The sequence below is a fragment of the Fictibacillus halophilus genome (assembly GCF_016401385.1).
GTDB classification, from domain to species: Bacteria; Bacillota; Bacilli; order Bacillales; family Fictibacillaceae; genus Fictibacillus; species Fictibacillus halophilus.
The window spans coordinates 175,189-201,176 of record NZ_JAEACF010000002.1 but is presented as its reverse complement, the minus strand read 5'-3'; the positions used below and the strand labels follow the sequence as shown (position 1 = coordinate 201,176).

28 protein-coding genes and 1 riboswitch are annotated in these 25,988 nt (G+C 39.1%); of the genes, 20 read left to right on the top strand and 8 right to left on the bottom strand.

Annotation, left to right across the window (positions count from 1 at the left end; translation table 11 throughout):
• Window positions 1–83 precede the first annotated feature (83 nt).
• Complete coding sequence (locus I5J82_RS18280) at window positions 84–797, top strand: VCBS repeat-containing protein (RefSeq protein ID WP_198769223.1); 714 nt, start codon at window positions 84–86, stop codon at window positions 795–797.
• A gap of 55 nt (window positions 798–852) precedes the next feature.
• On the opposite strand, the gene I5J82_RS18275 is transcribed toward I5J82_RS18280, so the two are convergent.
• Complete coding sequence (locus I5J82_RS18275) at window positions 853–1,311, bottom strand: TspO/MBR family protein (RefSeq protein WP_198769222.1); 459 nt, start codon at window positions 1,309–1,311, stop codon at window positions 853–855.
• A 412-nt stretch (window positions 1,312–1,723) separates the two neighbouring features.
• Here I5J82_RS18275 and I5J82_RS18270 point away from each other — a divergent pair, with 412 nt between their 5' ends.
• From I5J82_RS18270 to I5J82_RS18260, 3 genes are all read left to right on the top strand, one after another.
• Window positions 1,724–2,842, top strand: a complete 1,119-nt coding sequence (locus I5J82_RS18270; RefSeq protein WP_198769221.1) for an NADH-dependent flavin oxidoreductase — start codon at window positions 1,724–1,726, stop codon at window positions 2,840–2,842.
• 119 nt (window positions 2,843–2,961) lie between these two features.
• Window positions 2,962–3,747: an SDR family oxidoreductase gene (locus I5J82_RS18265; RefSeq protein ID WP_198769220.1), complete on the top strand. Its 786-nt coding sequence runs from the start codon at window positions 2,962–2,964 to the stop codon at window positions 3,745–3,747.
• Between the two features lie 112 nt (window positions 3,748–3,859).
• The gene (locus tag I5J82_RS18260) at window positions 3,860–4,972 is read left to right on the top strand and encodes an NAD(P)/FAD-dependent oxidoreductase (RefSeq protein ID WP_198769219.1); all 1,113 of its coding nucleotides are present in this window, start codon (window positions 3,860–3,862) and stop codon (window positions 4,970–4,972) included.
• 43 nt (window positions 4,973–5,015) lie between these two features.
• Here I5J82_RS18260 and I5J82_RS18255 read toward each other — a convergent pair whose 3' ends face one another.
• Entirely contained in the window at window positions 5,016–5,516 is a 501-nt protein-coding gene (locus I5J82_RS18255; protein ID WP_198769218.1) for a hypothetical protein, read from the bottom strand.
• Between the two features lie 97 nt (window positions 5,517–5,613).
• On the opposite strand from I5J82_RS18255, the gene I5J82_RS18250 reads away from it, so the two are divergent.
• From I5J82_RS18250 to I5J82_RS18225, 6 genes are all read left to right on the top strand, one after another.
• The gene (locus tag I5J82_RS18250; RefSeq protein ID WP_198769217.1) at window positions 5,614–6,198 is read left to right on the top strand and encodes a vWA domain-containing protein; all 585 of its coding nucleotides are present in this window, start codon (window positions 5,614–5,616) and stop codon (window positions 6,196–6,198) included.
• 136 nt (window positions 6,199–6,334) lie between these two features.
• Entirely contained in the window at window positions 6,335–6,721 is a 387-nt protein-coding gene (locus tag I5J82_RS18245) for a GntR family transcriptional regulator (RefSeq protein WP_198769216.1), read from the top strand.
• Window positions 6,718–7,620 (top strand): ABC transporter ATP-binding protein, encoded by a 903-nt coding sequence (locus I5J82_RS18240; RefSeq protein ID WP_198769215.1) that lies wholly within the window; start codon window positions 6,718–6,720, stop codon window positions 7,618–7,620. Before I5J82_RS18245 ends, I5J82_RS18240 begins: the two co-directional genes overlap by 4 nt.
• Complete coding sequence (locus I5J82_RS18235; protein ID WP_198769214.1) at window positions 7,601–8,344, top strand: hypothetical protein; 744 nt, start codon at window positions 7,601–7,603, stop codon at window positions 8,342–8,344. Before I5J82_RS18240 ends, I5J82_RS18235 begins: the two co-directional genes overlap by 20 nt.
• Window positions 8,341–9,048 (top strand): hypothetical protein, encoded by a 708-nt coding sequence (locus I5J82_RS18230; protein WP_198769213.1) that lies wholly within the window; start codon window positions 8,341–8,343, stop codon window positions 9,046–9,048. Before I5J82_RS18235 ends, I5J82_RS18230 begins: the two co-directional genes overlap by 4 nt.
• Window positions 9,049–9,064: 16 nt before the next feature.
• Window positions 9,065–10,165 (top strand): threonine aldolase family protein, encoded by a 1,101-nt coding sequence (locus I5J82_RS18225; protein ID WP_233096692.1) that lies wholly within the window; start codon window positions 9,065–9,067, stop codon window positions 10,163–10,165.
• A 71-nt stretch (window positions 10,166–10,236) separates the two neighbouring features.
• Here I5J82_RS18225 and I5J82_RS18220 read toward each other — a convergent pair whose 3' ends face one another.
• The 3 genes from I5J82_RS18220 to I5J82_RS18210 form a co-directional block, all read right to left on the bottom strand.
• The gene (locus tag I5J82_RS18220) at window positions 10,237–10,851 is read right to left on the bottom strand and encodes a TasA family protein (protein WP_198769211.1); all 615 of its coding nucleotides are present in this window, start codon (window positions 10,849–10,851) and stop codon (window positions 10,237–10,239) included.
• 81 nt (window positions 10,852–10,932) lie between these two features.
• Window positions 10,933–11,478, bottom strand: coding sequence for a signal peptidase I SipW (sipW, locus tag I5J82_RS18215; RefSeq protein ID WP_233096681.1), 546 nt, complete (start codon window positions 11,476–11,478; stop codon window positions 10,933–10,935).
• On the bottom strand, window positions 11,447–12,109 hold the full coding sequence (locus I5J82_RS18210; RefSeq protein WP_198769210.1) for a DUF4047 domain-containing protein: 663 nt from the start codon (window positions 12,107–12,109) through the stop codon (window positions 11,447–11,449). Before I5J82_RS18210 ends, sipW begins: the two co-directional genes overlap by 32 nt.
• Before the next feature lie 226 nt (window positions 12,110–12,335).
• On the opposite strand from I5J82_RS18210, the gene I5J82_RS18205 reads away from it, so the two are divergent.
• The 8 genes from I5J82_RS18205 (at window position 12,336) to I5J82_RS18170 (ending at window position 21,620) form a co-directional block, all read left to right on the top strand.
• A complete protein-coding gene (locus tag I5J82_RS18205) occupies window positions 12,336–14,081 on the top strand; it encodes a M4 family metallopeptidase (protein WP_233096680.1) in 1,746 nt (581 codons plus the stop codon).
• A 151-nt stretch (window positions 14,082–14,232) separates the two neighbouring features.
• Complete coding sequence (locus tag I5J82_RS18200) at window positions 14,233–15,474, top strand: helix-turn-helix domain-containing protein (protein ID WP_198769209.1); 1,242 nt, start codon at window positions 14,233–14,235, stop codon at window positions 15,472–15,474.
• 141 nt (window positions 15,475–15,615) lie between these two features.
• Complete coding sequence (locus tag I5J82_RS18195; RefSeq protein WP_198769208.1) at window positions 15,616–16,626, top strand: LacI family DNA-binding transcriptional regulator; 1,011 nt, start codon at window positions 15,616–15,618, stop codon at window positions 16,624–16,626.
• A gap of 103 nt (window positions 16,627–16,729) precedes the next feature.
• A complete protein-coding gene (locus tag I5J82_RS18190; RefSeq protein ID WP_198769207.1) occupies window positions 16,730–18,040 on the top strand; it encodes an ABC transporter substrate-binding protein in 1,311 nt (436 codons plus the stop codon).
• 66 nt (window positions 18,041–18,106) lie between these two features.
• On the top strand, window positions 18,107–19,006 hold the full coding sequence (locus tag I5J82_RS18185; RefSeq protein WP_197222921.1) for a carbohydrate ABC transporter permease: 900 nt from the start codon (window positions 18,107–18,109) through the stop codon (window positions 19,004–19,006).
• A 129-nt stretch (window positions 19,007–19,135) separates the two neighbouring features.
• Window positions 19,136–19,912 carry a carbohydrate ABC transporter permease gene (locus I5J82_RS18180; protein WP_231607552.1) on the top strand — a complete coding sequence of 259 codons (777 nt, stop codon included), beginning with the start codon at window positions 19,136–19,138 and terminating at the stop codon, window positions 19,910–19,912.
• Window positions 19,913–19,927: 15 nt separating this feature from the next.
• On the top strand, window positions 19,928–21,295 hold the full coding sequence (locus tag I5J82_RS18175) for a GH1 family beta-glucosidase (protein WP_198769206.1): 1,368 nt from the start codon (window positions 19,928–19,930) through the stop codon (window positions 21,293–21,295).
• 115 nt (window positions 21,296–21,410) lie between these two features.
• On the top strand, window positions 21,411–21,620 hold the full coding sequence (locus I5J82_RS18170) for a hypothetical protein (protein ID WP_198769205.1): 210 nt from the start codon (window positions 21,411–21,413) through the stop codon (window positions 21,618–21,620).
• Window positions 21,621–21,978: 358 nt separating this feature from the next.
• Here the strand turns inward: I5J82_RS18170 and I5J82_RS18165 are convergent, their stop codons facing one another.
• Window positions 21,979–23,106 (bottom strand): MGDG synthase family glycosyltransferase, encoded by a 1,128-nt coding sequence (locus tag I5J82_RS18165; RefSeq protein ID WP_198769204.1) that lies wholly within the window; start codon window positions 23,104–23,106, stop codon window positions 21,979–21,981.
• Between the two features lie 126 nt (window positions 23,107–23,232).
• A riboswitch (cobalamin riboswitch) is annotated at window positions 23,233–23,412 on the top strand.
• Window positions 23,413–23,568: 156 nt separating this feature from the next.
• On the opposite strand from I5J82_RS18165, the gene I5J82_RS18160 reads away from it, so the two are divergent.
• Together I5J82_RS18160 and I5J82_RS18155 are read left to right on the top strand one after the other, a co-directional pair.
• The gene (locus I5J82_RS18160) at window positions 23,569–24,051 is read left to right on the top strand and encodes an acyl-CoA thioesterase (RefSeq protein ID WP_198769203.1); all 483 of its coding nucleotides are present in this window, start codon (window positions 23,569–23,571) and stop codon (window positions 24,049–24,051) included.
• A 22-nt stretch (window positions 24,052–24,073) separates the two neighbouring features.
• Window positions 24,074–24,439 carry a YbaN family protein gene (locus I5J82_RS18155; RefSeq protein WP_198769202.1) on the top strand — a complete coding sequence of 122 codons (366 nt, stop codon included), beginning with the start codon at window positions 24,074–24,076 and terminating at the stop codon, window positions 24,437–24,439.
• Between the two features lie 45 nt (window positions 24,440–24,484).
• On the opposite strand, the gene I5J82_RS18150 is transcribed toward I5J82_RS18155, so the two are convergent.
• Entirely contained in the window at window positions 24,485–25,162 is a 678-nt protein-coding gene (locus tag I5J82_RS18150; RefSeq protein ID WP_198769201.1) for a peroxiredoxin, read from the bottom strand.
• 12 nt (window positions 25,163–25,174) lie between these two features.
• Window positions 25,175–25,936, bottom strand: a complete 762-nt coding sequence (locus I5J82_RS18145) for a ferritin-like domain-containing protein (protein ID WP_198769200.1) — start codon at window positions 25,934–25,936, stop codon at window positions 25,175–25,177.
• Window positions 25,937–25,988: the final 52 nt, after the last annotated feature.

Genomic DNA, 25,988 nt, shown 5'->3' with positions numbered 1-25,988 from the left:
TTTTTTTGTTGAATAAAGTATTGTGTCATTCTCGTCAGGTGCCCATAACATGGTAGTAAACTCTATCTAACAAGGAGCATGTTATGTATAACCCTTACAATCATCGAGTAACTCCGAGTGTTGTTGCGTTCGCTAAGGGAGATGTGACTGGAGATCGTGTACCAGATGATGTATATCTAACAGGTACAAAGAGTCAGGACAGCCCATTTATTGAAAACATTACGCTTTATGTGAAGAATGGAAGAACAGGGGCTCAGACAAGAGTACCTCTTTCTGACAATGCCGGATACAATCCCACTTTGTTTTTAGGAGATTTTACAGGTAACGGTGTTTCAGATGTGTTGGTCAGCATCAATTCTGGCGGCAGCGGGGGATTCATGTATCATTATGTGTACTCGTTTTTAGGGAACACACCGCAGGAAATGTTTAATTTCAATGCTTACAATGCTGCTTATGAATATGATGTGATCTATGAGAATAACTACAAAGTTCGAGTTGTAAGTAAGCGTAATAGGCAGACGTATATCATTGATATATCAAAGCGAGATAAAGCGTATTTAAATGAAATATATGATGTGAACGGAAAACTGAAGAAACCAATTACCGGCTTTGTGAATCCATTAAGCGGTCTATATCCCATCGATTTTGATTATAATGGCGTTTACGAACTTTCTGCTTATCAAAAGATCGCAGGGTTATATAATGCAGACGCTCTAGGGTATGTGGTGAACACGCTAGGATGGAAGAACAATCGATTTGTTCTTCAGAATCAATACGTGGCGATTTCTGGAACATAATAAAAGAGAGCTAGCCTTCTGAAAAAGGTTAGCTCTTTTTTGTTTACACTTTTGTTTAAGCGTTCATGCTGTAGATCGTCCATGATAAGTAGGTAGCAAATGAACTCCAGAGAAGATAAGGGATAAGGAGCCATCCTGAAACTTTTCTTAAACGATATGCATAGATGACTAAAAGTAAAGTGGTCACCGCAATCAATAGTGCATCGATGCTCGCTGCGAATAAATCTTTTTGTGTAAACTGAAAATAACCGAAAGCTTGGTTGAAAACATAGTTGATGGCAAATAGAACCCAATAGCCAATTGGTTTAAAGCCATATTGATTGTAGATAAGTGTAGCTGATAGTGCGATTAAAAAGAACAAAACAGCCCATATAATGCCGATTGTTTGTCCTGATGGAGTCCATGAGGGTTTATTTAATGCATCATACCACTCGCGATCGACCGGAAATAGAAAACTGGAAACATAGAACAGGGCAAAGATAATGACAAAGACGACTATACTGGATTTTTTCATGACTTACCTCCTGTGTTGTAGTGGAAATCGTGCAAGTAGTTGTCTATATTTCTTAGAAGTATACTGTTCCCTTTTTAAATTATTCTTAAAACCACAAGCGTATTTTTTGCATTTGGAAACTGAGGGTATTATTATAATAGTTACTTTAAAAAAGAAAGTTATAATTAGGGCTATTTCATAGATAGTAATGTATGTAGTTGATTTCCGTTCCAGAATGCTCGCTTTCCGGGGGGCGTGCGGTGAGCCTCTTAGCGCTCTGCGCTGTTAAGAGTCTCACCTGTCCCACTAATCCCCCAGGAGTCTCGCATCTTGCACTACAATCAACTTTCATAGAAGTTTTAAGAAATAATGATAAAAGCATAAACTATTTGAAAAAACAGCCCAATAAAAATAAAGAGGTGGAAAGACTAACATGAATAAAAAGTATGCACCATTGTTTGAATCTTATCGTTTTAAAAACGGCGTTGAACTTAAGAACCGTGTTGTCATGGCACCGATGACAAATTTTTCATCAAACGAAGATGGTACTGTGACAGATGAAGAAATTCGTTACTACGAGCGCCGTTCTGAAGGTGTTGGAATGGTTATCACGGCTTGTACGAACGTGACGGCTAACGGTAAGGGATTCCCTGGAGAATTCGCTGGAGATAATGATGACATGATTCCAAGTCTTCGCCGCTTAGCGTCTGCCATAAAAGCAAAAGGATCAAAAGCAATTCTACAAATCTTCCATGGTGGTCGCGAAGTGCCGCCTGAGCTTGTTCCAAACGGAGATGTTGTGAGTGCGAGCAATATTCCTTCTGCAGAAGGAAAACCCGTGCCCCGCGAACTAACTTCAGAAGAAGTATCTTCTATCATTCGTGATTTTGGTGAAACAACAAGACGTGCGATTGAAGCAGGTTATGACGGTGTTGAGATTCACGGAGCAAACGGCTATCTGATTCAGCAGTTCTTTTCTCCACACGCAAATCGCCGTGAAGATCAATGGGGAGGCTCATTAGAAAAACGTATGGCGTTTCCTTTAGCGGTTTTAGACTCAGTGAAAAAAGCAGTAGCTGAATATGCAGATGACTCATTCATCGTAGGCTACCGCTTCTCACCAGAAGAACCTGAAACACCAGGAATTACGATGTCTGATACGTTAGCGCTTGTTGATGCACTTAGTGCTAAGAAATTAGATTATCTTCATGTTTCAGTAATGGATTTCTGGTCTGAACCTAGACGAGGCGTTGAAGATACACGTTCACGCATTGAGATTATTAACGAAAGAGTGGGCGACCGTGTACCCGTTATGGGAGTAGGCTCTATCTATACGGCAGATGATGCGATAAAAGCATTGGAATCAGGAGTGCCATTCATTGCTTTAGGGCGTGAACTGATTATTGATCCAGACTGGGTACAGAAGATTAAACAAGGCAAAGAGTCTGAAATCGTAACGAAACTTGATAAATCAAAGCAAGATGAACTTGTAGTACCAGATCCGTTGTGGAACGCAGTCTTGAACGCACCAGGATGGTTCCCAGGGGTTTAATAAAAGATAAGAAAAAGCAGGAGCTGATCCTGCTTTTTTTGTTTGTGAACACAACAAAGTTTACTTTCAACAGGTGTGGGAAGACATAAGAGTAGACATTCAACTAGGAGGCAGATTTAATGAGCAAAACGATTTTTATAACAGGTGCAGGAAGCGGATTAGGAAAAGGTACGGCTATCGGACTCGCTAAAAAAGGACATGCAATTATTGCTACAACTGAAACCACTTCACAAAAAACAGCACTTTTAGAAGAATCAAAGGATCTAGGTCTTGAAATAGAGGTGTTCAAACTTGATATTACAAATGAACGAGATCTAGAACAGATAGAAAAGTATGACTTTGATATATTTGTAGCCAATGCAGCGATTAATGAGGGAGGTCCATTAGCTGAAGTTCCGATGGACCGTGTTCGTGCTTTATTTGAGGTGAACGTATTTGCTACGCTAGAATCCGTTCAGCTTGCAGCGAAAAAATTCGTCGAAAAACGAAGCGGGAAAATTATCTTTTTGAGTTCTATGGCAGGTATATCAGCAACACCATATGTTGGACCATATACGGCAACAAAGCATGCGATTGAAGGAATTGCTCAAACGATGCAGGCTGAACTCCAAGAGTTCGGTGTCAAAGTGGCAACGATCAATCCAGGTGCTTATGCGACAGGCTTCAATGATCGAAGTGCAGAAGAAAAATACAAATGGTATGATCCTGAAAAGAATTTTACAAGAAAAGAAGATATGAAGAAGCAAGAAGAGCAGCTGAAGAATCAATATGATCCAGAGGACATGATTGAGAAAATGATTGAAATCATCCCGGCCGAAGAACACCATTTCCGAACTGTTCATCCACAAGAAGTAGAAGAACAGTTAAAGAAAACGGAGAAAGAACGTTGGGAACTGAAAATATAAAGTAGTCCATATCTTATGAAACCCTGATGAAAAGTCAGGGTTTTTTGAGTTTTGTTTAAGAAAATACTATAGTTAGATACATATATATACGGGATAGTAGGGATGTTGAAATATGAAAAAAATAATTGTTATCGGAGCTGGAATTTTAGGAGCGTCTACCGCTTATCATCTTAGTAAATCTGATGTAGAGGTTCTATTAATCGATAGAAAAGATAAGGGACAAGCGACGGATGCAGCAGCAGGCATCGTGTGTCCGTGGCTATCTCAGCGCCGTAACAAAGCCTGGTATCAGTTAGCAAAAGGCGGAGCGCGGTATTATCCTGAACTCATAAAGATGCTTGAAGAAGACGGTGAAACCGATACGGGTTACAAACGTGTAGGTACACTGAGCTTACATGCAGATCCTGATAAACTTGAAAAAATGGCAGAACGTGCTTTGAAACGTAGAAAAGAAGCACCGGAAATCGGGGAGATCACAATTCTTTCTCCTGAAGAAACGAAGAAACGCTTTCCACCCTTATCAGTCGAATTCGGTTCGGTCTTTGTAAGTGGTGGTGCTCGTGTAAACGGAAGAGCGATGCGTGACGCTCTGTTGAATGGAGCTAAGAAAAATGGAGTGCAGATTTTTCAAGGTAATGCCGCCCTTTTTCATGAAGGAAACAAGGTTTCTGGTGTTTCTGTTAACGGCCAAACAATCCTTGCTGATCAAATCATCATAACAGCAGGAGCATGGTCGAATGAGATTTTAAAGCCACTCGGGATCAACTTTAAAGTAACTCCACAAAAAGCGCAGATTATCCACTTGGAGTTGCCAAAAACAGAAACAGCTGATTGGCCAGTGGTGATGCCGCCTACAAATCAGTACATTCTCACTTTTGATGATCGTGTAGTCGTAGGAGCTACACACGAAGATGAGGCAGGTTTTGATAACCGGGTAACGGCAGGCGGTATTCATGACATACTCTCAAAAGCTTTAGCTGTCGCACCTGGCCTGTCAGAAGGATCACTTCTTGAAACAAGAGTAGGTTTCCGACCGTTCACGCCAGGTTTTTTACCAGTAATCGGACCGCTTCCTAATTTTAATAACATCTTGGTCGCGAACGGCCTTGGTGCATCAGGGCTTACAAGTGGACCTTACTTAGGTGCTGAACTTGCGAAGCTTGCATTAGGAAAATCTACAGAACTAGATATATCTAACTATGATGTATCTGGTGCAATTGAATAATGGCTATGAAAAAAGACAACTTCCACTTAAGTGAGTTGTCTTTTTATATGGTACTCCCAATTGGCTTTAAGCTGAAATACACCAGGTACTCATTGACAGCATCTATATCATAGATTTTTTTATTAATAAAAAACTTAAAGATTAAGTCGTTTGTATCGCTGAAAGATAGTGAGTATCCTGCACTTTCCAGAAGCTCTTCTGTGTCATCTTCGTCCAATTCCAAACCAAGAGCCAGCGCAAGAATCGTATTTTTCTTTGGTCGGTAATCTGATTTAGAGCGAATCTTAGAAAAGTGCTTTCGATCTAAACCGGCTTTCTTATAAACATCTGCGTCGGTCACACCTTTTTCATCAATCAGTTGAAAAAGTTTTTCCTGTAAAGTTGGCTTTTTGTTTTGATGAATAAACGCATCTAACTCAAAGCGGAGACTGTTTTCTTCTAAACATTCCTCCATCATTTTGGGAGAATGACAAACTTCTAATTCCATTATGAAATAATCATTCAGGTAGCTTTCTAATTCTAACAAAAGCTTTTGATCAAGCATATCCGACCACCTCCTAAAATGTCGCTTCACAGGCGACCATTTGCTGAATCATTCTAGCTATAATTATAGCATGACAAATGTTGGGAGATGGTTAAGGGTGAACAAAAATGTAACAGAAATCGTATCTTTGCTTGATCGAAGCGGTTCGATGTCAGGGCTGGAGAAGGACACGATTGGAGGATTTAACTCATTTGTTGCGAGGCAAGTTGAACGGAAGGGAAAAACACTTCTTACGACCGTTTTATTTGATGATCAGTATGAAATTCTATGGAACGGTGTACCAGCAGAACAAGTCCAGTTAACGAGCGAGGATTATTATGTACGTGGAACTACAGCGCTTTTGGATGCTGTAGGCAAAACCATTTTGGATGTTGGCTACAGGCTATCACGCACTGAACAAAACGATAGGCCAGGTAAAGTGATCTTTGTTATTACGACAGATGGAATGGAAAACGCGAGCTCTGAATTTACACACGAAAAAGTAAAGAAGCTTATTGAACATCAGCAAAAGAAATATAATTGGGAATTTATTTTTATGGGTGCAAATATTGACGTTATAGCTGAAGCGCAAAATCTCGGTATTAAAGAAGAAGACGCGTTTAGTTTTGATGCTACTCATGATGGTGTAGAAAATTTATACTCTATGATGAGTGAAGAAATTATAACGAGAAGAACTAAATAATCTGACCCTCTGACAGTCTCCATATACAGGAGATTGTTTTTTTATGTCATCCTAAACAACATATTGCATATATTGGAAATATATAGTACATTACATATGTAATGCACTATAGTGGTAAGTTGGAGGTGAGGTACATTTGCTGCTAAATGCTGATAGTATGAAACCGATTTATGTTCAAATCTCAGAATGGCTCGAGAACGAGATCTTGAACGAATCGATTTCAGCAGATGAAAAAATATATTCGCAATATCAACTAGCTGAGATGTTTAATGTAAATCCAGCTACCGCTGGTAAAGGCATAAATTTGCTAGCAGACGATAACGTTCTTTATAAGAAAAGGGGATTAGGGATGTTTGTTGCAGCGGATGCAAGAAAAATTATCCTCGGTAAAAGAAAAAGTTCTAAGCTGCATTCACTTGTTACCGAGTTAGCGCAAGAAGCTGTACAGCTACAAGTCGAAGAAGAAGAACTAGTATTGATGATCAGGGATATGCACCAAAGAATAAAGGAGGAGCAATCATGAATGTTGTCGTTTGTCATGACCTGACTAAACAATATGGTCGATCCAAAGCACTTCAAAATATGAACTGCACAATAGCCGAGAACAAGATTACCGGTTTGATCGGAAGGAACGGAGCAGGTAAAACAACATTATTAAAAATAATTGCAGGTTACCTTCATCATTCTGCGGGTGACATACAGGTTTTCTCTGAAAATCCGTTCAATAATTTAAAGGTTTCGGCAAATACAATCTTCATCGATAACGAGATGAGTTTCTCACAAGGGTTAACATTAAAAGAACTGCTCGAAACAGCGGGAAGTTTTTACCCAAATTGGAACCACGACTTAGCTTTAAAATTATTTGATTATTTTTCTTTTAACCCTAAACAATATCATGGAAATCTCTCAAAGGGGATGAAAAGCACGTTTAATATAATCGTTGGTTTAGCTGCACGCTGCCCACTGACAATCATGGATGAGCCAACAAGCGGAATGGATTCTGCAACTCGTAAGGACTTCTACCGAGCATTATTAAAAGAATACATCGCCTATCCAAGAACCATTATTCTCTCTAGCCATCTGTTAGATGAAGTAGAAGATCTGTTAGAAGAAGTTCTGCTCATTAAGTCTGGTGAAAAGTGTCTTCACTTACCCATCGATCAGTTAAAGGAGTACGCAATTGGCGTGAGAGGAAAGACGGTTAACGTGGCGTCATGGACAGAGAAGATGGAACTCATTACCATGCAAGAGATCGGCGCAAATATGTCATACGCGGTCATAAGAAACAATCGTTCCATAAAAGAGTTAGAGGATGCTAGACAGTTAGGGTTAGAAGTCACGTCAGTTTCTGCAGAAGATATTTGCAGTTATCTAACAAGTAAAACAAAAGGTGGGATCGATCATGTATTTAGCAGAGGTTAAGGCTTGGGACATCGTGAAGAAACAATACCGCTATAAACTGAAATCATACTTCGGTGTGTTTACATCGTTAATCGTGATCCAGCTGCTGGCGATTCTTTTTTCTTTTAATGGAACGGGCATGAGTGGTGGCTCCTCAAATTCAATACAATATGATTTTTACTATTACACAAGTGATATCATTCTCGTTTTTATGATGATTTGGGCGTTCATAACAGCCATCATCATAACAACGAGAGCGTATCGGTATGATGATTTTTCTTTTGTCACGAACCGTACCATCAGCCAAGTTTCTAACATTCTATTTCTCTTATCCGCTAGTATTTTTGCAGGCATAACGGTTTATCTTTCTACACATCTATTTCAGATCTTAGCGTTTTACTTCAAAGATAATTACTCAATTATCGTTGATTCATTATCGGTTACTGAATTCGTCATGGGAATGATTACTTCAATTCTATATATTTTTCTGTTTGCTAGCGCAGGATATCTTTTTGGAATTTTAGTTCAGCTGCATAAAGGCTTTCTCTTAATTATTCCGACCATTTTGTTTGGCGGCTTAATCTTGGATGGAATCGGCGGCGATGCTAAAGTTTTTGTAAATGTAACCATGTTCTTTGGACAAGAAACATCATTTATTCTGTTCATTTGTAAAATAGCTATCGTCTCGTCAATTTTACTGCTGACTAGCTTAGGGATTTCTAACAGAATGGAGGTAAGGAAATGATAATTATGTCTTTCTTGCCAATTTTAATTGTGTTTATTATCGTCGCATTTGGAATTGCAATTATGAGATCCAACACTAAAGTAAGCTTCGGAACAAGAAATATTCGCTGGATCCTGGGTGGATATACAATTATTCTAGCGATTGCTACAGTGATTTCATTAAGCGTCCTTCCAAACTACAAAAATGATCAAAAAGTAGCTACGGCTGCAGAAATGACTAAAATAGAAGACGCACAGACTAAAGCGATAGACAATTTGTATTCGGGAAATCTAGTCGATCTAGATAAATCATTTTCTGAAAAGAAAAAGTGGTCTTTTCCCTTTAATGAAAAGTCGTTAGACATTATTTTAACAGAGGGAGAAACAGGCAACATGAGTGTTTTTGCTGAGCGGAAAAGCGAAAAAGATGGTGAGATTGAGGCTACGTATCATGTAGGGAAATCTTATATTGATGGCGTAGATTTCACAGACAAATTGCATTCGCCAGAGCTTCTATTGAACGGACAAAAGCTAACCGTAAATAATCCAGCTTTAGTGACAGTAAGCTTCTCAAGGTTTTCGCCAGGCTTTGCATACAGTCAGTTCTCTAAGGGTGGACATTTTACTCAAGAAAATCGCAGCTCTGTAATCGGCCGTGATTTTATCCTTTTAAAAGTACCTAAGGATATAGAGATAAATGGTGAAATTAGCTGGATAAACGAATAGAGGGGAGCTTGTTATGTTGTACAACAAAAACATTCTACTAGATGCCTATAAAAATGCAAAATACCAAGTAACCGGACACGGAAAAAGAGATGTCTCTGTGTTGTTAGATTCTTTCTCAAACCAATCAGGGCTGGAAGAAAGTGATATGTATGGCAGCGGTCACATCATTGATAGCTTTCAAGAAAAGATGGCTGCTTATTTAGGGAAAGAATCAGCTATATTTTTCCCTAGTGGGACAATGGCTCAACAAATCGCCATGCGGATTTGGTGTGATGAAAAGGGTATCCAAAAAGTGGCGTATCATCCGCTATGCCACTTGGAAATTCACGAAGAAGATGGTTTGAAAGAACTTCACCACATTGAACCTGTGCTGCTTAGTGACCCTAATAAAATTATTAAACGGGATGACGTAGTCAACATGAAGGAAGACGTTTCTTGTTTATTATTGGAACTTCCTCAGCGAGAGATCGGTGGCCAGCTGCCGAGTTTTGAAGATTTACAAGCTACTTCTGATTACTGCAGAGAAAAAGGAATTAAACTTCATCTGGATGGAGCAAGACTGTTTGAAATTCTCCCATTTTATAATAAAACTGCAGCTGAAGTTTGTGCACTTTTTGATAGTGTTTATGTTTCTTTTTATAAGGGGATTGGCGGAGTCGCAGGTGCAATCTTAGCAGGGCCAAAAGACTTTACTGAGAAATCAAAGGTGTGGAAAAGACGTCATGGTGGTGACTTGATCAGTCTTTATCCATATATCTTAAGCGCGGATTTCTATTTCGATCAACGAGTTGAAAAAATGGAAGAATACTATGAGGGTGCAAAGGAATTAGCAGCACTCTATAACGCGTGTGAAGGTATACGCACACTTCCGATAACGCCTGTTTCAAACATGTTTCATGTCCATGTCCAAGCACCAAAGCATGAAATGGAACGCATTTTGGCAGACACTTATGCTGAGAGTGGAGTTGGATTAACAGGACATCTTCGCGAGAATGGTGAGAATCGTTGTTTCTTTGAGGTAAGCCTAGGTGACAATTATCTAGCAGTACCTAATAGTGCTTTGAAAAAGACGTTCACACTGCTGAATAAGAAGTTGAAGACAAGAACTTTAGTATAAATAATAACGTTGTAACTTAGGATAGAAAAGCAAAGAACTGCTAATTCTAGCAGTTCTAGCTTGTTCTATATTTAGTTATTCTCTGGATCCGTATCGTCGTTATAAGCACCTGGAGCTTGTTTCGCGTTGAACGTCCAATCCACTTGAAGCTTGTCTCCTTGGAACTGGTTTTGATCTTCGCCATTATCTACGAACTGGAACAACACGAACATTTTTTCTTTCTCACCTGGAGGAATTCCATCAGGACGCTGTGTGGTGCCAACAAACTCGTCAATTGCTGTAAGGTCGGGTTGTTTTTCTTTCAGTTGTGCCAACGTTGTCTCAACGACAGGTACAGTTGCGCTGCTCGTGTTGTACATGATGGTAACTTTAATGTGGTTTCCAAGATCATCTGTATTATCAGATTTTGCATCTTCAACTGTATATTTTGTATCTAGCAATACTTGATAAATGTCTAGAGAGCCCTTGTTCTCAAACGTAAATTCGCGATATACTTCATCGCCAGGCTTAATGTTATTGATGTTAACCACAGCGTTTGGATTGATGGAAAGATCTAACGTACCTGCAGCGAAGGTGTTCTTCGTTTCGAACGTGTCACTAAAGTATGCGAACGTTCCCCCTCCCATTAAAGATAAACCTAGTGCAGCTGTCATGACGCCTTTGCTAATTGTCTTCGTAAACCCCATTCTTCTCAACCTCCATAGATATGTAATCTAGATTTATTAAACTCGTATGTATGGTTATATACATAGAGAGCTAACCATGTTTTATGCTTTTTCAACACTTAGTTTTCTAGCCGCTTTTACTATAGAAAAGACAGCCGAACTAAATAATAAGAACCCTGGAATAAATAACAAAAGCGCAGATGCTTCCTTAGATTGAGTCACATTTAATGCATATCCGACATATGGAATCGTAAATCCCGTGTAGCTACCAATCACGTCATTTGAAGGAACTGACCACATATCAGGTCCGTCATTGTTATCCCCTTTGGTGTTATAAGAAACTTGTCCACTTTTATTTTCAACATCGATAATTCTATGAGTAATCAGCTTATCTTCCATTTGAAAAGTAATAATATCGCCTTTTTTAAAGGTAGTGGTATCGTCTGCCTGTTTGATAGAGATGATAGATCCTGTTTGAAAGCTAGGTTCCATTGACCCGGACAAAACCGCTTTAATTTGATAGCCAAAAAAGGAAGGTTCTGCTCCTGAGACACGTGACGATAGGATGATAAAAGCAAGCAAACAGAGCAATATGATAAAAGAGGAGCTTGCTAGTTTAGTGGTAATTTTCAACAGTCTTTTCATCATGTTTTGTTTCTCCTTCGTTTTGTTTAGGATCTTGTTTCGGTACTTCTCGTTCTGTATGATCAGCAGCACTTTCCACCTCTGTTGGTTCAACAGGATCAGCAACATTCTTCTCTGCATCTTCCAACTTGTTGATGCGACCTTCAATTGAATGACGTAATTGTGTAATAGATTGAAGGTTCACTGTCTTTTTTATTTTTTTACTTAATTCGTTTGCTTCATTACAGCCTTCATAGACGAATTCATATGTATTTGAATCTAATTTCTTCACCTGATTTTCATAGTTTGAGAGCTCATTATGTATATCTTTAAAATCACGGTAAAGTGAGTGAAGTGTTTGTTCTATTACTGTAATCTCCTCTAACGCTTCTTTTTGCTCTTGTAAACTTTCATCTTCAGCAGCGTTCGGAAGGTTATTGTAGAGAGATTGCATGTCCGTATAAATTTGTTGAGCTCTGCGGTTAAGATTCTCCACTGTGTCTGGAAAAACAACTGCTGCAGACAGTTCAACTGGTTTTATTTGAGCTTGGCTTGAAAAGGCCGCTTCGGTTTGACCAGTAATTTGAGCACCACAATAAAAAGAAAGAGAACATAACCCCAATAGAACAGTCCCTTTATGAAGCTTGCCTTTCATATCAGCCCTCCTCGTCTAGTGATTTGACCCTATTATTACAGAATTGGTAAGGGATTGTTATTGGGTTAATTATTCATGAAATATGGACATTTTTTGTCGAACAAAGTCCTCGAAGGCCATTAACACTTGAGAAACTGAGTATAAAATAACCCAATTGACCACTTTTGAAATGTTCTTAATAATTGGAATTATTCCGGAATCACAATTTGATGAAGAGGTGAATGGGTTGAAAAAGAAAAGACAAAACCGATTGAACAAAAAAGTGGTAATCCCAGCAGTTCTAGCATTGTCGGTTACACTTGGAGGATTTTCTTTACCTGGATACAATGCACACGCGAATTCTTCAACTGTTTTATTCCAAGCTCCTGAGGGATTGAGTAAAACTGAAATCGTTAAAGCGTATCTGCAATCACAGGTCGTTTCTGAGGTTGGAGCGAAATCAACATCTACAATAGGAGAACAGTTTAAGATCATAAAAGAGTTTGCGGATAGTAGCACAAATACATACCACGTGCGTACTGTTGAGCAATATAACGGAATTCCAATCTACGGCAGTGGACAAACCGTATCGTTAGACGCAAACAACAATGTGTATGCGTCATTTGGAAAGGTGACTCAAAAACTAAGTCGATCCATCATTCCTACAGATCCGTCTATCACGAAGGAAAATGCAGAGAGAACAGCTAAAGAGGACGTAGTTGCTGAGATTGGAGAAGTTAAGCATTTTGACGGAGTAGAGACAGAATTAACAATCTACCCTCATGAAGGAAGAAATTACTTAACGTACTTAGTAAAAGTTTCGACATCGGTTCCTGCACCTGGGTTTTATCATTATTTTATTGATGCAACATCTGGCGAGATCGTGGATCAATTTAATGCAGTCCATGAAGCGGATGCGCCAGCGGTCACACCAATAACAGGAAGAGGGCTAGATGTATTTGGTAAAGTTCAAAACTTTATCGCTGTAAAAGATAGTGTCTCTGGAAAAAGCTATCTGCATGGTGCGGCAATTGAAGGAGGAACAACGACAAATCCAAACATCGTACCGGTTCATACGTATAAAGCAAACCGCATGGGTGAAACACCTTTCATCCTACTATCTGGACTTTTTGGATTCTCAGGATTTGAAGTAGAGACAGGCACGTCGTTCTTTGCGGATCCAGCAGCTGTTTCAGCTCATACAAATTCCATTAAAGTGAATACGTATTACCAAAATATTCATAAACGAAATAGTCTGGATGGAAAAGGGATGCCGATCATAAGCACGGTTCACATTGGATCTAAATGGAACAATGCCGCATGGAACGGAAAACAGATGCTCTACGGAGATGGTGATGGTATTCTGTTCAGTTCATTAGCAGGTGCGATGGACGTTGCGGGCCATGAAATGACACATGGTGTAATCTCAAAAACTGCAAACTTAACCTATCAAGGAGAATCTGGTGCAATTAATGAATCACTAGCTGATATCTTTGGTGCATTGTCTGAAATGCATTCACACGGGTTGACAAGTCCATCTGAATGGGAGATGGGTGAAGATATTTTTACACCAAACGTACCAGGTGATGGCGGACTTCGTTCTATGAGCAATCCAAAGTCCAAGAAGCTTTCTGCAGCTTACGGGTTAAAGGATAATGCATACCCTGATCATTATGAAGACCGTTACTTAGGTGAGCTGGATAAGGGTGGGGTTCATATAAACAGCTCCATCAACAATAAAGCAGCTTATCTCATTTCTGAAGGAGGAGAGCACCATGGTGTTAAAGTCACGGGTATCACACGTTCGAAAACAGAGAAAATCTTTTACCGTGCTTTAACGAACTATCTTGTACCGTCATCAGGATTCCAAGAGATGCGTGCTGCAGCGGTTCAGTCCGCTCGAGATCTTTATCCAGACCGTAATGGAGCTCCATCTGCCGAAACAAAAGCTGTAATGGCAGCATACGATGCGATTGGTGTACCGGCTCAATAAGTCAGTATGATCCACGAGAGATTTTTCTTTCGTGGATTTTTTATGGAAAAATAGTAGGTATTAATACTTAAAAACATGACTATAGAAGGAAAAAAAACGATTTAGAAAGAAACTTTTATCATTAAACATTTGTTCATGAGGAGAGACACATATGATTGAGGGAGAAATTATAAAATTTTATCGTAAAAGAAGAGGACTTTCTCAAGAACAACTGGGCAAAGATATTTGTACGACAACACATGTTAGTAAAATCGAGCGAGGGCAAACGAAGTATTCAACGGAGATAATCGCGTTATTCTCAAAACGGCTTGATATCGATATACAAAGGGAAATACAGTTCTTTCAGGATATGGAGAAGAAACTCCATCAATGGCACAACTCTATTATCATGCAAAGAATGAAAGAAGTAGAGAAGACAAAAAGTGAATTAGATCAATTTCCGATTGTTCAATCCTCAAAACATGCAACACTGTATCAGATGGTGCTTGCTCGATATTACCTTTTGAAAAATGACTCGAAAAAAGCAGCAGAAATATTAAAACGTATAAAAACTGATCACCTGACTCCTTATGAGGACAACATGTATAAGCATGTAAAGGGAATCTATTATTTGCAGAAGTATAACAATTTTCATGTTGAGAATCGGAAGAAGGCGATTGAGCTCTTGAGTACGATTGATAAGATTTCCTATGGAAATGAAGAATACTGTTATCATTTAGCGATGGCTTATCAGTGGGTTGAATCCAAAACGATGGCTTATATCAATGCTAAAAAAGCTATGCACTATTTTAAGAGAAATAACAACTTCTCAAGAGCTATCCAAGCAGAATCAGTCATGCTGCTTCAAATAGAATGTGCAACACAAGTTGAATTTGAACAAAAAGTTGACCGTTACCTTCAGTTGATTCAGGATAGTGAAACGTTAAACGAAATTGGTATTATCGGAATGCTTCTACATAATTTAGGACTTGAATTTTTCAAAAGAAAAGATTATGAGAATGCCCACATCTATTATCAGAAAGCATTAAAGATGGCTGATAAAAAAACAGCGATTTATTTAAACCGATTGTATAATTTTTTGGACAATAGTATCGATGGAAAACTTCAGTCTCAAAAGCAGAACTTAAAAAGCGCAGAAGAAGGATTAACAGCCGCCAAAATGTTAAAGCACCATTTATATCTGCACTTGTTTCAACTTCACCTGCATATCTTAAAGGGTGAATTGGATGCTTATTTCAGTTACTTAGAAAAGGTAGCTCTGCCATTTTTTCAAGCTCATAATCAATTCAGCAGGATCGATAAGTTTGGAAAGCAGCTATATCACTATTATGCCGATACGAAACAGTACGAGAAAGCAGTTAAAATTTCCGCTTTGTTTTTAGCGAGAGATTAAATAAACCCATGCAAGATAGGTTGGATATTATTTCCCCTGTCTTTTTTTGTTCAAAAAAATTAGAAAATTATATTGAAACTTATTTTCTTGTCAGTTATAATTTTCATTAACGAAAGCGCTTTCGGTAAAGAGGAGATAACAATGGCTACAATCTATGATATTGCAAAAAAGACGGGTTTTTCAACGACTACCGTCTCAAAAGCACTCAATAATTATTCTGATGTGAGTGAAAAAACGAAGCAGAAAATTCTACAAGCAGTTGAAGAAATGGGATATCTGCCTAATGCACATGCTCAATCGCTTTCAACTAAAAAGTCTTGGACGATTGGTGTGATGTTTTCTGAGTCAAATGAAGTCGGAATGAAACATCCTTTCTTTAGTGCCATAATAGAAAGCTTCAGAAAGAATGCAGAACGAGAGGGATATGATCTTATTTTCGCTTCAAGGAATCTGCGTAATCGGGATATCAGTTATTTGGAACACTTTTCTTACCGTGCCGTTGATGGCATTGTAGTAATCTGTTCTGATCCACAAGATCCGCAAGTACAAGAGATGATAAACAGCACGATTCCTATCGTGGTTATAGATATGAACAAACAGAACTGCAGTCTTGTCTTTTCGGATAATATTGAAGGTGGAAAGCTGGCAGTTAATTACTTGCATTCACTTGGTCATACAAAGATCGCTCATATCGCTGGCGATGCTTTAACTGATGCAGGTGCAGAAAGAATTAAAGGATTTAAAAAAGCGATGAATGAGTTGAACCTGCCGATTCATGATGGCTATCTTATCAATGGTGGATTGTTCTCAATCGGTGAAGGCAAAGCGGCTATGGAAAAACTTTTGATGCTGGATGATGTACCTACGGCAGTATTTGTTGCAGGAGATCATATGGCCATCGGTGCAATTGAGGCCATAAAAGAGAAGGGTCTATCTGTACCCGAAGATATTTCAATCATCGGTTATGATGATATTGAAATGGCAGCATACATTACACCGAAGTTAACGACGATTAAACAAGATACAGATATGATTGGGTATCAAGCAGCAAAGTTGTTGATGAAACAGATAATTCAAAAGAAAAAACTGATTACATCCAAGCGTATTCCAGTCGAACTAATCATTCGAGAATCATGCGCACCCAAAAAATAAAAAATTTTTTTAGGATAATTCGAAAGCGGTTTCGAATATTTATTTTGAAACAAAACGAAACCGCTTTCGCTCTATAAATTTTAAAGAAGGAAGGGGTTTGTACATGAAAAGGAAATTAAGTATCTTTTTGGCAGCTATATTGTTGGTGGGATTATTTGCAGGTTGTTCAAGTGATTCAAAGACATCAGGTAATGGAAAAAAAGATGTTGATTTAAGAATCTGGTCGTTTACGGATGAATTAAAAAAACCGATCAAAACATTTGAGGAAAAGAACGGTGTAAAAGTGGAGTTAACGATTGTTCCGATCGCTGACTATCCGACAAAATTAAAGCCCGTACTTGAAAGTGGCGTTGGAGCACCTGACGTATTCACGGGTGAGATCGCCTTCTTAAAGCAATGGGTAGATGCAGGTTATTGGGAGAACTTATCTGAGAAGCCTTATAACGCTGATAAACTTTCTGATAAGTATGTACCTTATGTATTTGACCTTGGTAAAGATAAAGATGGTAATGTACGTGCCCTCTCATGGCAAACAACGCCTGGAGGCATCTATTATAAGCGAAGCATCGCTAAGGAAGTATTAGGAACAGACGATCCAACTCAAGTTGGAGAGATGATGAGCTCGATGGATAAGGTGTTTGAAGTAGCAGATAAGATGAAGTCAAAAGGCTATAGCATGTTTCCAGATGAAGGAGCGATCCGCTGGTTCACACAAGGAGACAACCCACAGCCTTGGGTAAACGATAAGAATGAGCTTCAGCTTACAGATGAAAAAATGGATTACATGGACTACTCAAAAAAGCTTCGTGATAATCAATACACAGCTTTAGCACCTGAATGGTCACCATCTTGGTTCGAAGGCATGGATAAGCCGATCAAGGTAAAAGAGGGTGGCAAGGAAAAAGAAACGCAAGTGTTTTCCTATGTTCTTCCTACATGGGGATTACATAGCGTTCTGAAAACGAACGTTAAGGAATCTGTTGGAGACTGGGCAGTAACAAGCGGTCCGAGCCCTTATTTCTGGGGTGGAACATGGCTTGGGGTTTACAACAAATCGGATAACAAAGAACTTGCTTATAAATTTGTGAAAATGATGACGCAGGACGATGAGTTCTTAACATCTTGGAGTAAAGAAACAGGTGATGTCCTTTCTTATCTACCTGTAACAGAGACGATTAAAGACGACTTTAGCGATAAGTTTTTAGGTGGACAGAACAACTATCAATTCTTCCTAGATCAATCTACTAAGATCACACCAGGAATTGTGACGAAGTACGATCAACAGCTAGATACGCTCTACGGAAATGCCGTTCAGCAATATGTGACAGGGAAGAAATCTAAAAAAGAAGCAATTAAAGAATTCTATCAAAAAGCACAAAATGCTTATCCAGACATAAAAGTACCGAAAAAATAAGTTTTATGGACGGTGGCGGGAAACATTTCCTCGCCACTGGCCTATCTATTGAAAGGGGGAGGAGAGATGAAAAATTTAAACCGTTATGGCTATTTTTTTATTGCTCCGTTTTGGCTCGTCTTCTTAGTGTTCAGTATATATCCCGTCGCCCTAACCTTTTATTATAGCTTTACCAATTATACAGGGAGTGGTGAAGCTCAGTTAGTAGGGCTAGCAAACTATAAACGACTCCTCACAGACACCTATTTTGTTGAAGCCTTTTTTAACACATGGAAAATATGGGGTGTGAACTTTGCGCTTCAAATGGGACTTGCTCTCATCTTGGCTATGATTTTTTCAGATATGAGAATCAAGTTAAAAGGAATCGCATTTTTCCGATCAATCTTTTACCTTCCGAATCTAATTACGATCAGTTCCGTTGCTCTATTATTCGGTATTTTACTAGATTGGCAGCACGGATCGTTAAACATGATGTTAATGAAGCTAGGAATTATCTCAGATCCAATTAACTGGCTGAACGAACCAACGAGTGCACAGCTATCTGTGTCACTGATCTTAACTTGGATGTGGTTTGGTCACTCCTTTATCGTCGTAATGGCAGGTGTATCTGGCATATCGAAGGACTACTACGAAGCAGCATTAATCGATGGTGCAAATCGCTGGCAGACGTTTTCAAAGATTACGATTCCGCTCTTAAAGCCTATCCTGCTTTATATCATGATTACCTCGCTCATTGGAGGTCTTCAATTGTTTGATCTACCGATGCTTTTAACAGATGGAATAGGATCACCAGATGGCTCATTGAATACGATGGTGCTCTATTTATACAATCAAGCCTTCAAGTATAACAATTACGGGTACGCTGCTGCAGTAGCATACGGATTATTTGTTATAACGCTCATCTTCTCTGCTTTTATTTTCAAGGGGATGTATGGGAAAGAACGTAAACAACCAAGGCAGGTGTAAAGCATGATAGGAAAAACAGCCGTAGATAATAGCCTTTCAAATTCTGTTCAAAAGAAAAGTGTTATAGAAACAAAACCGAAGCGAAAAATCAGCATACCAAAACTTTTGATCTATGCTTTATTGATCGCTATGGCCATCGTATGCTTCATTCCGTTCTTAATGATGCTTGTAAACGCTACACGTTCAAATGAAGCAATCCTCTCAGGCTTTACTCTAATTCCTGGGAGTGCGTTAGTTGAAAACTACCAAACGATGATGAGCTACATCAATATTTGGGCGGGCTTTAAGAACAGCTTATTCATCTCAGTTCTCGTGACGTTATTGTCGGGGTACTTTTCAGCGTTAACAGCTTATGGATTTGCGTTCTACGTGTTCAAAGGTAAGAATGCGATGTTCGTTTTCATGCTAGTGATGATGATGGTCCCTGGTCAGTTAGGGTTAATCGGCTTTTATGAACTTTGTAAAAACTTAGGAATATTGGATACGTATATTCCGTTAATCATCCCAGCTGCAGCAAGTCCTTTCGTGGTGTTCTTTTTGCGCCAATACATCTTAACAACGTTGCACCCGAGTTTAATTGAGGCAGCACGAATTGATGGTGCAAGTGAATTTAAAATCTTTCATACGATCGCAATTCCAATCATGATGCCTGCGATCGCAACGATGTCTATCTTTACGTTTATCGGATCATGGAACAACTACATCATGCCGTTAGTCGTTTTATTCTCACCTGAAAAGTTCACTCTTCCAGTATTGATGGGCTTCTTAAAAGGCTCGCAAGTGGCTCAAAACCTGGGTTCCATGTATTTAGGGATTGCGATATCAGTAGTACCGATCATGGTAGCTTTTCTATTTTTATCAAAATATATCGTCAACAGCATTTCAGCAGGTTCTATCAAAGAATAGAGGAGAGAAACAGTTATGCATTTTAATAAGTCATTCGTGTTTGGTACAGCAACATCTTCTTATCAAATTGAGGGAGCTCGACTTGAAGGCGGCAGAACACTTTCAATTTGGGATACGTTCTGTGATACGCCTGGAAAAGTATATCAACAGCATAATGGAAGCGTAGCGTGTGATCATTATCACCGTTTTGAAGAAGATATTCAGCAGATTAAGAAGCTTGGCGTAGAAACGTATCGCTTTTCGGTTTCCTGGCCACGTATTTTTCCTAAGAAGGGCGTTTTGAATGGAGAAGGAATGGACTTCTACAAAAAATTGACGCAACGTTTACGTGAAGAAGGAATCAAACCTGCTATCACGCTTTATCACTGGGATCTTCCACTATGGGCTCATGAGGAAGGCGGATGGGTAAACCGTGAATCGGTTGATTGGTTTATGGAGTTGGCAAAAGTTTGCTTTCAAGAGCTTGATGCAGAAGTGGATTCTTGGATTACACATAACGAGCCGTGGTGTGCCGGTTTCTTAGGCTACCATCAAGGTTTCCATGCGCCAGGACATACGAACATGGACGAAGCCGTTAAAGCCGTACACCACATGCTTCTTTCTCACGGAAAAGCTGTACAATATTTAAAGAACGAACTTCAATCTAAAACGCCGATCGGTATCACGTTAAACCTATCGCCGATGTATGCAAAAACAGATTCTGTGAACGATCAGCTTGCAGCAAATAATGCTGACGGTTATTCTAATCGCTGGTTCTTAGATCCTGTCTTTAAAGGACAGTACCCTGTTGATATGATGAATCTGTTCTCTAAATATGTTCATTCGTATGACTTTATCGAGCAAGGAGATATGGAGATTATCTCAACGTCTTGTGATTTCTTTGGCATCAACTATTATAGCCGAGGCATTGTTGAATTCTCTGCTGCGAATGACTTCTTACATAGAGGGGCTCATTCTGATTATGAGAAAACCGGCATGGGATGGGATATCGCGCCAGAAGAGTTTAAGGATCTCATTAGAAGGCTGAGAAAAGAGTATACAGATCTTCCTATCTATATTACAGAGAATGGTGCAGCCTTTGATGACGTGCTAGAGAACGGACGAGTCCACGATCATGGCCGTGTTGATTATATCGAAAAGCATCTTCAAGCGGTTTCTGATTTAAATGATGAAGGTATGAATATTGAAGGCTACTATCTGTGGTCTCTAATGGATAACTTTGAGTGGAGCTTCGGTTATGACAAACGATTTGGAATCATCTATGTAGACTTTGATTCTCAAGAGCGAATCTGGAAAGATAGCGCCTACCGTTATGCGGAGATCGTGAAGAACAGAGGAACCAATAACAGCAACAAAGAGACGGATACCATTTCCGTAAGCTAATTTATTTTTAAGATAGTAATAACCATTGAAGTCCCTGGCGTATGTTAGGGGCTTTTTTGTTTTTGTGTAAAATTTTCCTGAGTGGGGAAGCTAACAACGTATAGGAGGGAAAGTTATGAAGGATAAGAATGAAGAACGAATCGACGAAGAAACATCAGACGGAATGAATGAGTTAGTAGAGATCATTAATGCAAAAGGTGATACTGGTGAACTAAAGGAAATCGTTGAGAGCTATGATAAAAAGGAACACTCTCCATTATGCAATGATGATTTTTTCTATGCTGACCTGCGCGCGATTGCGGAAGATGGTGCTAAGGAAGATTGAAGTTTTATAGAACGGGCAGAATCGCTGATAATAGCGATTTTGCCCGTTTATTTGTTTGGAGTGTGTATCAAGGCATGAACCCTTGAATATGTTAACTTTGCTTTGCGAGATTGGGGTGGAGGGTATTGGGCTAATTTGTACTTGTCGAGGTATGTCGACTACCCGATTTATGGGCGAGAATCGCCTAAAAATCGGAAAAATTCAACGGAATAAATCCGATATTTCTAGGATTATTTCAAAAAATTCTCGAAATAGTAATCGTTATACCCCGCCAGGTATAAGTAATGTTTATTAACTAACTTCTTTCACGAAACCTTTATCTAATTAACCGCTGTGAGATGTTGTATCCATTAAAAACCTAACGTGTAACTTGATACAGCTCTTGTACTTCTTCCATAACATAGTCAGCAATTAATGAGGAAGAGTGAGAATGGTGAATAAGCTCTAAATTTCTCTGCATGCTACTCAGCAAAGCTTCGTTATCAAATAACTTCTGAACATTACTTACGATTTCGTCTACAGTATGAACGACAAAAGCAGCGCCTTTTTCTTCAAAATACTTAGCATTTTCTCCTTCTTGACCAGGAACTGGCTTATAAAGGAGGAGGGGGACTCTTACTGCGGCAGCCTCAGTAATAGAGATTCCTCCTGGCTTTGTTACTAAGCAATGTGAGATCTTTAAAATCTCATGAAGCTTCTCTACGTAACCAAATAATCGGAATGAGTCTGAATATTGTTCAGCAAGCGGTTTTAACTTTTGGTACAACGTTTTGTTCTTGCCACAAACGACAATCACCCGCAATGATGGATCTTTCAGCAAACGCTGTGCGAGCACCTTAACGTTTTTCAGCACACCTTGAGCACCAGCTAAAATCGTAACTACACGACTACTTGGCGTAACTCCGTATTCAGTAAACACTTCTTCTCTATTAATCGGACGGTAAAAGTCTGCACGGATCGGGATGCCACTAGCTGTAATTTTATTTTTATCTACACCGTGTTTGATCAATCCGTATTTAACTGAGTCGGAGGCAACAAAATACCGATCAATCGATGGATTGATCCAAAAAGGATGAGCGAAATAATCTGTGATCACGGTATAGATGGGAATATTGAACCGTGATTTTTTTATAAGAAATGGAGCAGCATGAAGGGGAAAGGTTGTTATCACAAAATGGGGTTGGTGTTCATTGATCAATTCTAAGAATCTTTTTCTTCCTAAATACCGAGAAAATTGTGTAATCGTATTTGCATTTAATTTATTTGTTCCATAATAGAACCATTTATAAAAAGAAGAGCCGTGTGAAAAACTCTTGATAAATATAGATTGTGTGACTTGAGACATGATAGGGTGAGCCTCACCAAATAAATCAGAGATAACAGGTTGATATCCTTTATTTTTTAGTTCTTCAGCGAGAACATTAGCGACTTGAACGTGACCGCTGCCATAGTTAGCTGTAAGGATTAATGCTGTTGGACGTATCATTTGAAAACCTCCCCAGTCTTTTGAGATAAGCATAGCAGGTGATTTTAAACCTCATATGAAGAAGAATAAAAGGTTTTGTAAAAAGTAAAAATTGTTAGTGGTACAATAAGATAGATTCATAATTTCATAAGATCCGATAATTATGGTGTCTGTTACAGACTTAATAGGGAATCTGGTGTAAGACCAGAACTGTACCCGCAACTGTAAGTGCTGACGAAATAAGCAAAACCACTGTCTATCTGGCGGGAAGGGCTTAGAGTAGGCTGATGCACGAGTCAGGAGACCTGCCATCTTTATAGCGTTGATCTTCTTCGGGAGTTGGGAAGATAGGACGAGGGATATTTAATAGATGATTCTGTTATGTATTCTTACGTACCCGTCTTTTGTGATGGGTTTTTTTCTTTGTTCACTAACTCCCTCAAAAAAAAGAGGAGCTTGCAAGCTTCAGAAAGAGGGAATGGTATGGAACAGCAGTTATCAGCAAACGTCTCAAGAACGATTCAAACAAAGTTGGTATTGCCCCCTGATACGAATCACATGGGAACAATATTTGGCGGTACCGTTTTATCGTACATTGATGAGATCGCAGCGATTGCCGCCATGAAGCACAGCAAGAAAGTGGTTGTCACCGCATCCATTGATAATGTAAACTTCTTATCGTCAGCTAAAGTGGGAGACATCCTCATATTAGAAGGTGTAGTGATCTCAACTGGAAGAACGTCGATGGAAGTTTACGTAAAAGTAGAGTGTCAAAATCTAGAGACGGGAAATAGAACGCTGAATACCACATCGATCTTAACGATGGTCGCCATCGATCAAAACGGTAAGCCGTTTCCGGTACCAAGTGTCATTCCTGAGACAGAAGAAGAAGTAGCATTCTTTAAAGGAGCTCCACTAAGGAAAGAACGGCGTTTGTTATATAAAAACGTAACAGGAACTTTATAAGAAAAAGGAAGTGAGAATTCCAATGAAAATAAAAAACATCATATTTGTAGCATTGGGGTTCTTTTTCCTTGGTTTAGGTGTGATTGGAATTGTGTTGCCGTTGCTTCCTACAACACCACTCTTATTACTCGCGTCTTATTTTTTCGTAAAAGGTTCAAAAAAGTTTGAAATGTGGTTTAAAGGAACCGACATTTATAAAAAACATCTAGATGATTTTGTAAGAAATCGCTCACTGACAAAAAAGAAAAAGATCATGATTAGCCTGTTTTCAGACTCGATGATCTTGATTACTTTTATCCTTACAGACAGCATGGTCGCAAGAGTGATCTTAATCCTTGTTGTGATGTATAAGTATTATTATTTTATCGTTAAAATTAAAACTGCATAGTGAATATGTGGACATAAAGAGAGCAGCCTTACTCAAGGCTGCTCTTTATCTATCATGAAGAGGTTTTGTGCATAACCACCAATCGTAGCATTCGATCTCTCCGGCCTGTGCTTGTTCTGCCCGTTTTTTCGCTTCTTGTACGGTTGTAGGTGCGGGAACGATCAGACGGTCTCCGACTAGTTCATTTTTCGGCCAGTTTGCAGGTGTTGCTGCTTTATTTCTATCTGCTGTCTGCAACGCCTTCACCGCTCTTAGAATTTCGTTGATATTACGGCCGACATTTTCGGGATACGTAAGAATAAGACGAATTTTACCTGTCGGATCAACGATATAAACACTTCTCACCGTTCTTGTTCCCATGGTAGGATGGATCATTCCAAGTCTAGTAGCAATCTTGCCAAGACTATCCGCTATAATCGGAAAAGTAATCTCTACTTTCAAGTTCTGCTGTATCCATTCAATCCACTTTATGTGAGAGTACACTTGTTCTACAGATAATCCGATTAAGTAAGTGTTTAGTTTTCTAAACTCTGGCATGAGCTTTTGGAACGCAACAAACTCTGTTGTACACACGGGTGTAAAGTCACCTGGATGGCTAAAGAGGACAAACCAATGACCTTGATAGCTTGTTGGTAGGACAAGATCCCCAAGGGTTGTATGAACCGTCATTTCCGGAAATTGATCGCCAATAAAAGGCTTTGAATATATTTGTGTAGATTCCATCCCTCTCTTCCCCTATCTTACTTGGTTTCCCATCATCTTGCTCTTTTTCAATAGCTGAGATTCTCCTGTTTTTTCCCACTCTTCTACTTGTTCAATTGCTTGTTGAGGTGTGAACCCTTGACCAACAAGAACACCAGATAAAATAAATTCCTGATAGAGATGAGTAAGATTAATGCCTTCTTCCGTCTCTTTTAACGCTCTTTTGACAAGTGGGTCAATGTACGAAACCCATTGATCCGCTATGCTCTCTGTTTGTGGCATTCGGTGTGCTTGTTGAACAGAACGAGGAGAACTTGGTTGACTGTTTAACGTATATAAATAGTTGTACTTTGCACTGTGTTTGATCTCATCTGTAATGATGTTAAAAAGAATGTCTCGATAATACGTATTAGGAAGTCCTTGGCGAATGACACGATATTTTTCGACAGCAGCAAGTTCCCCAAACAAAGCTTTTACAAGACCGTCTTTATAGGTTTTTGGTTTTTGAAACTCTTCTCCGTTCACAGGTGGAACTTCTTGACCGGTGAGATCTTTGTAGATCATTCTGAAAAGCTTGTTATGTCGTTTCTCATCATCGCGAATGGAAGCAATGATTAATTTTTCTTCGTTCGTAGGTGCTTCAGAAATTAAGTATTCGTAAAATAATTGATCTTCTCTTTCGCCAGCAACGGCTTCTTTAATGAGTTGCAGAGATAGTTGAAGAGCTTGCTGCTGCCCATCACTCTGCTGTTGACCGCTGCCTTGCTGCTGTTGTTGTGGATTCATATAACTCATAAGATAACCTCCAAAAAGTGATTGTCGCATTAGTCTATGCAGATGCCTAAAT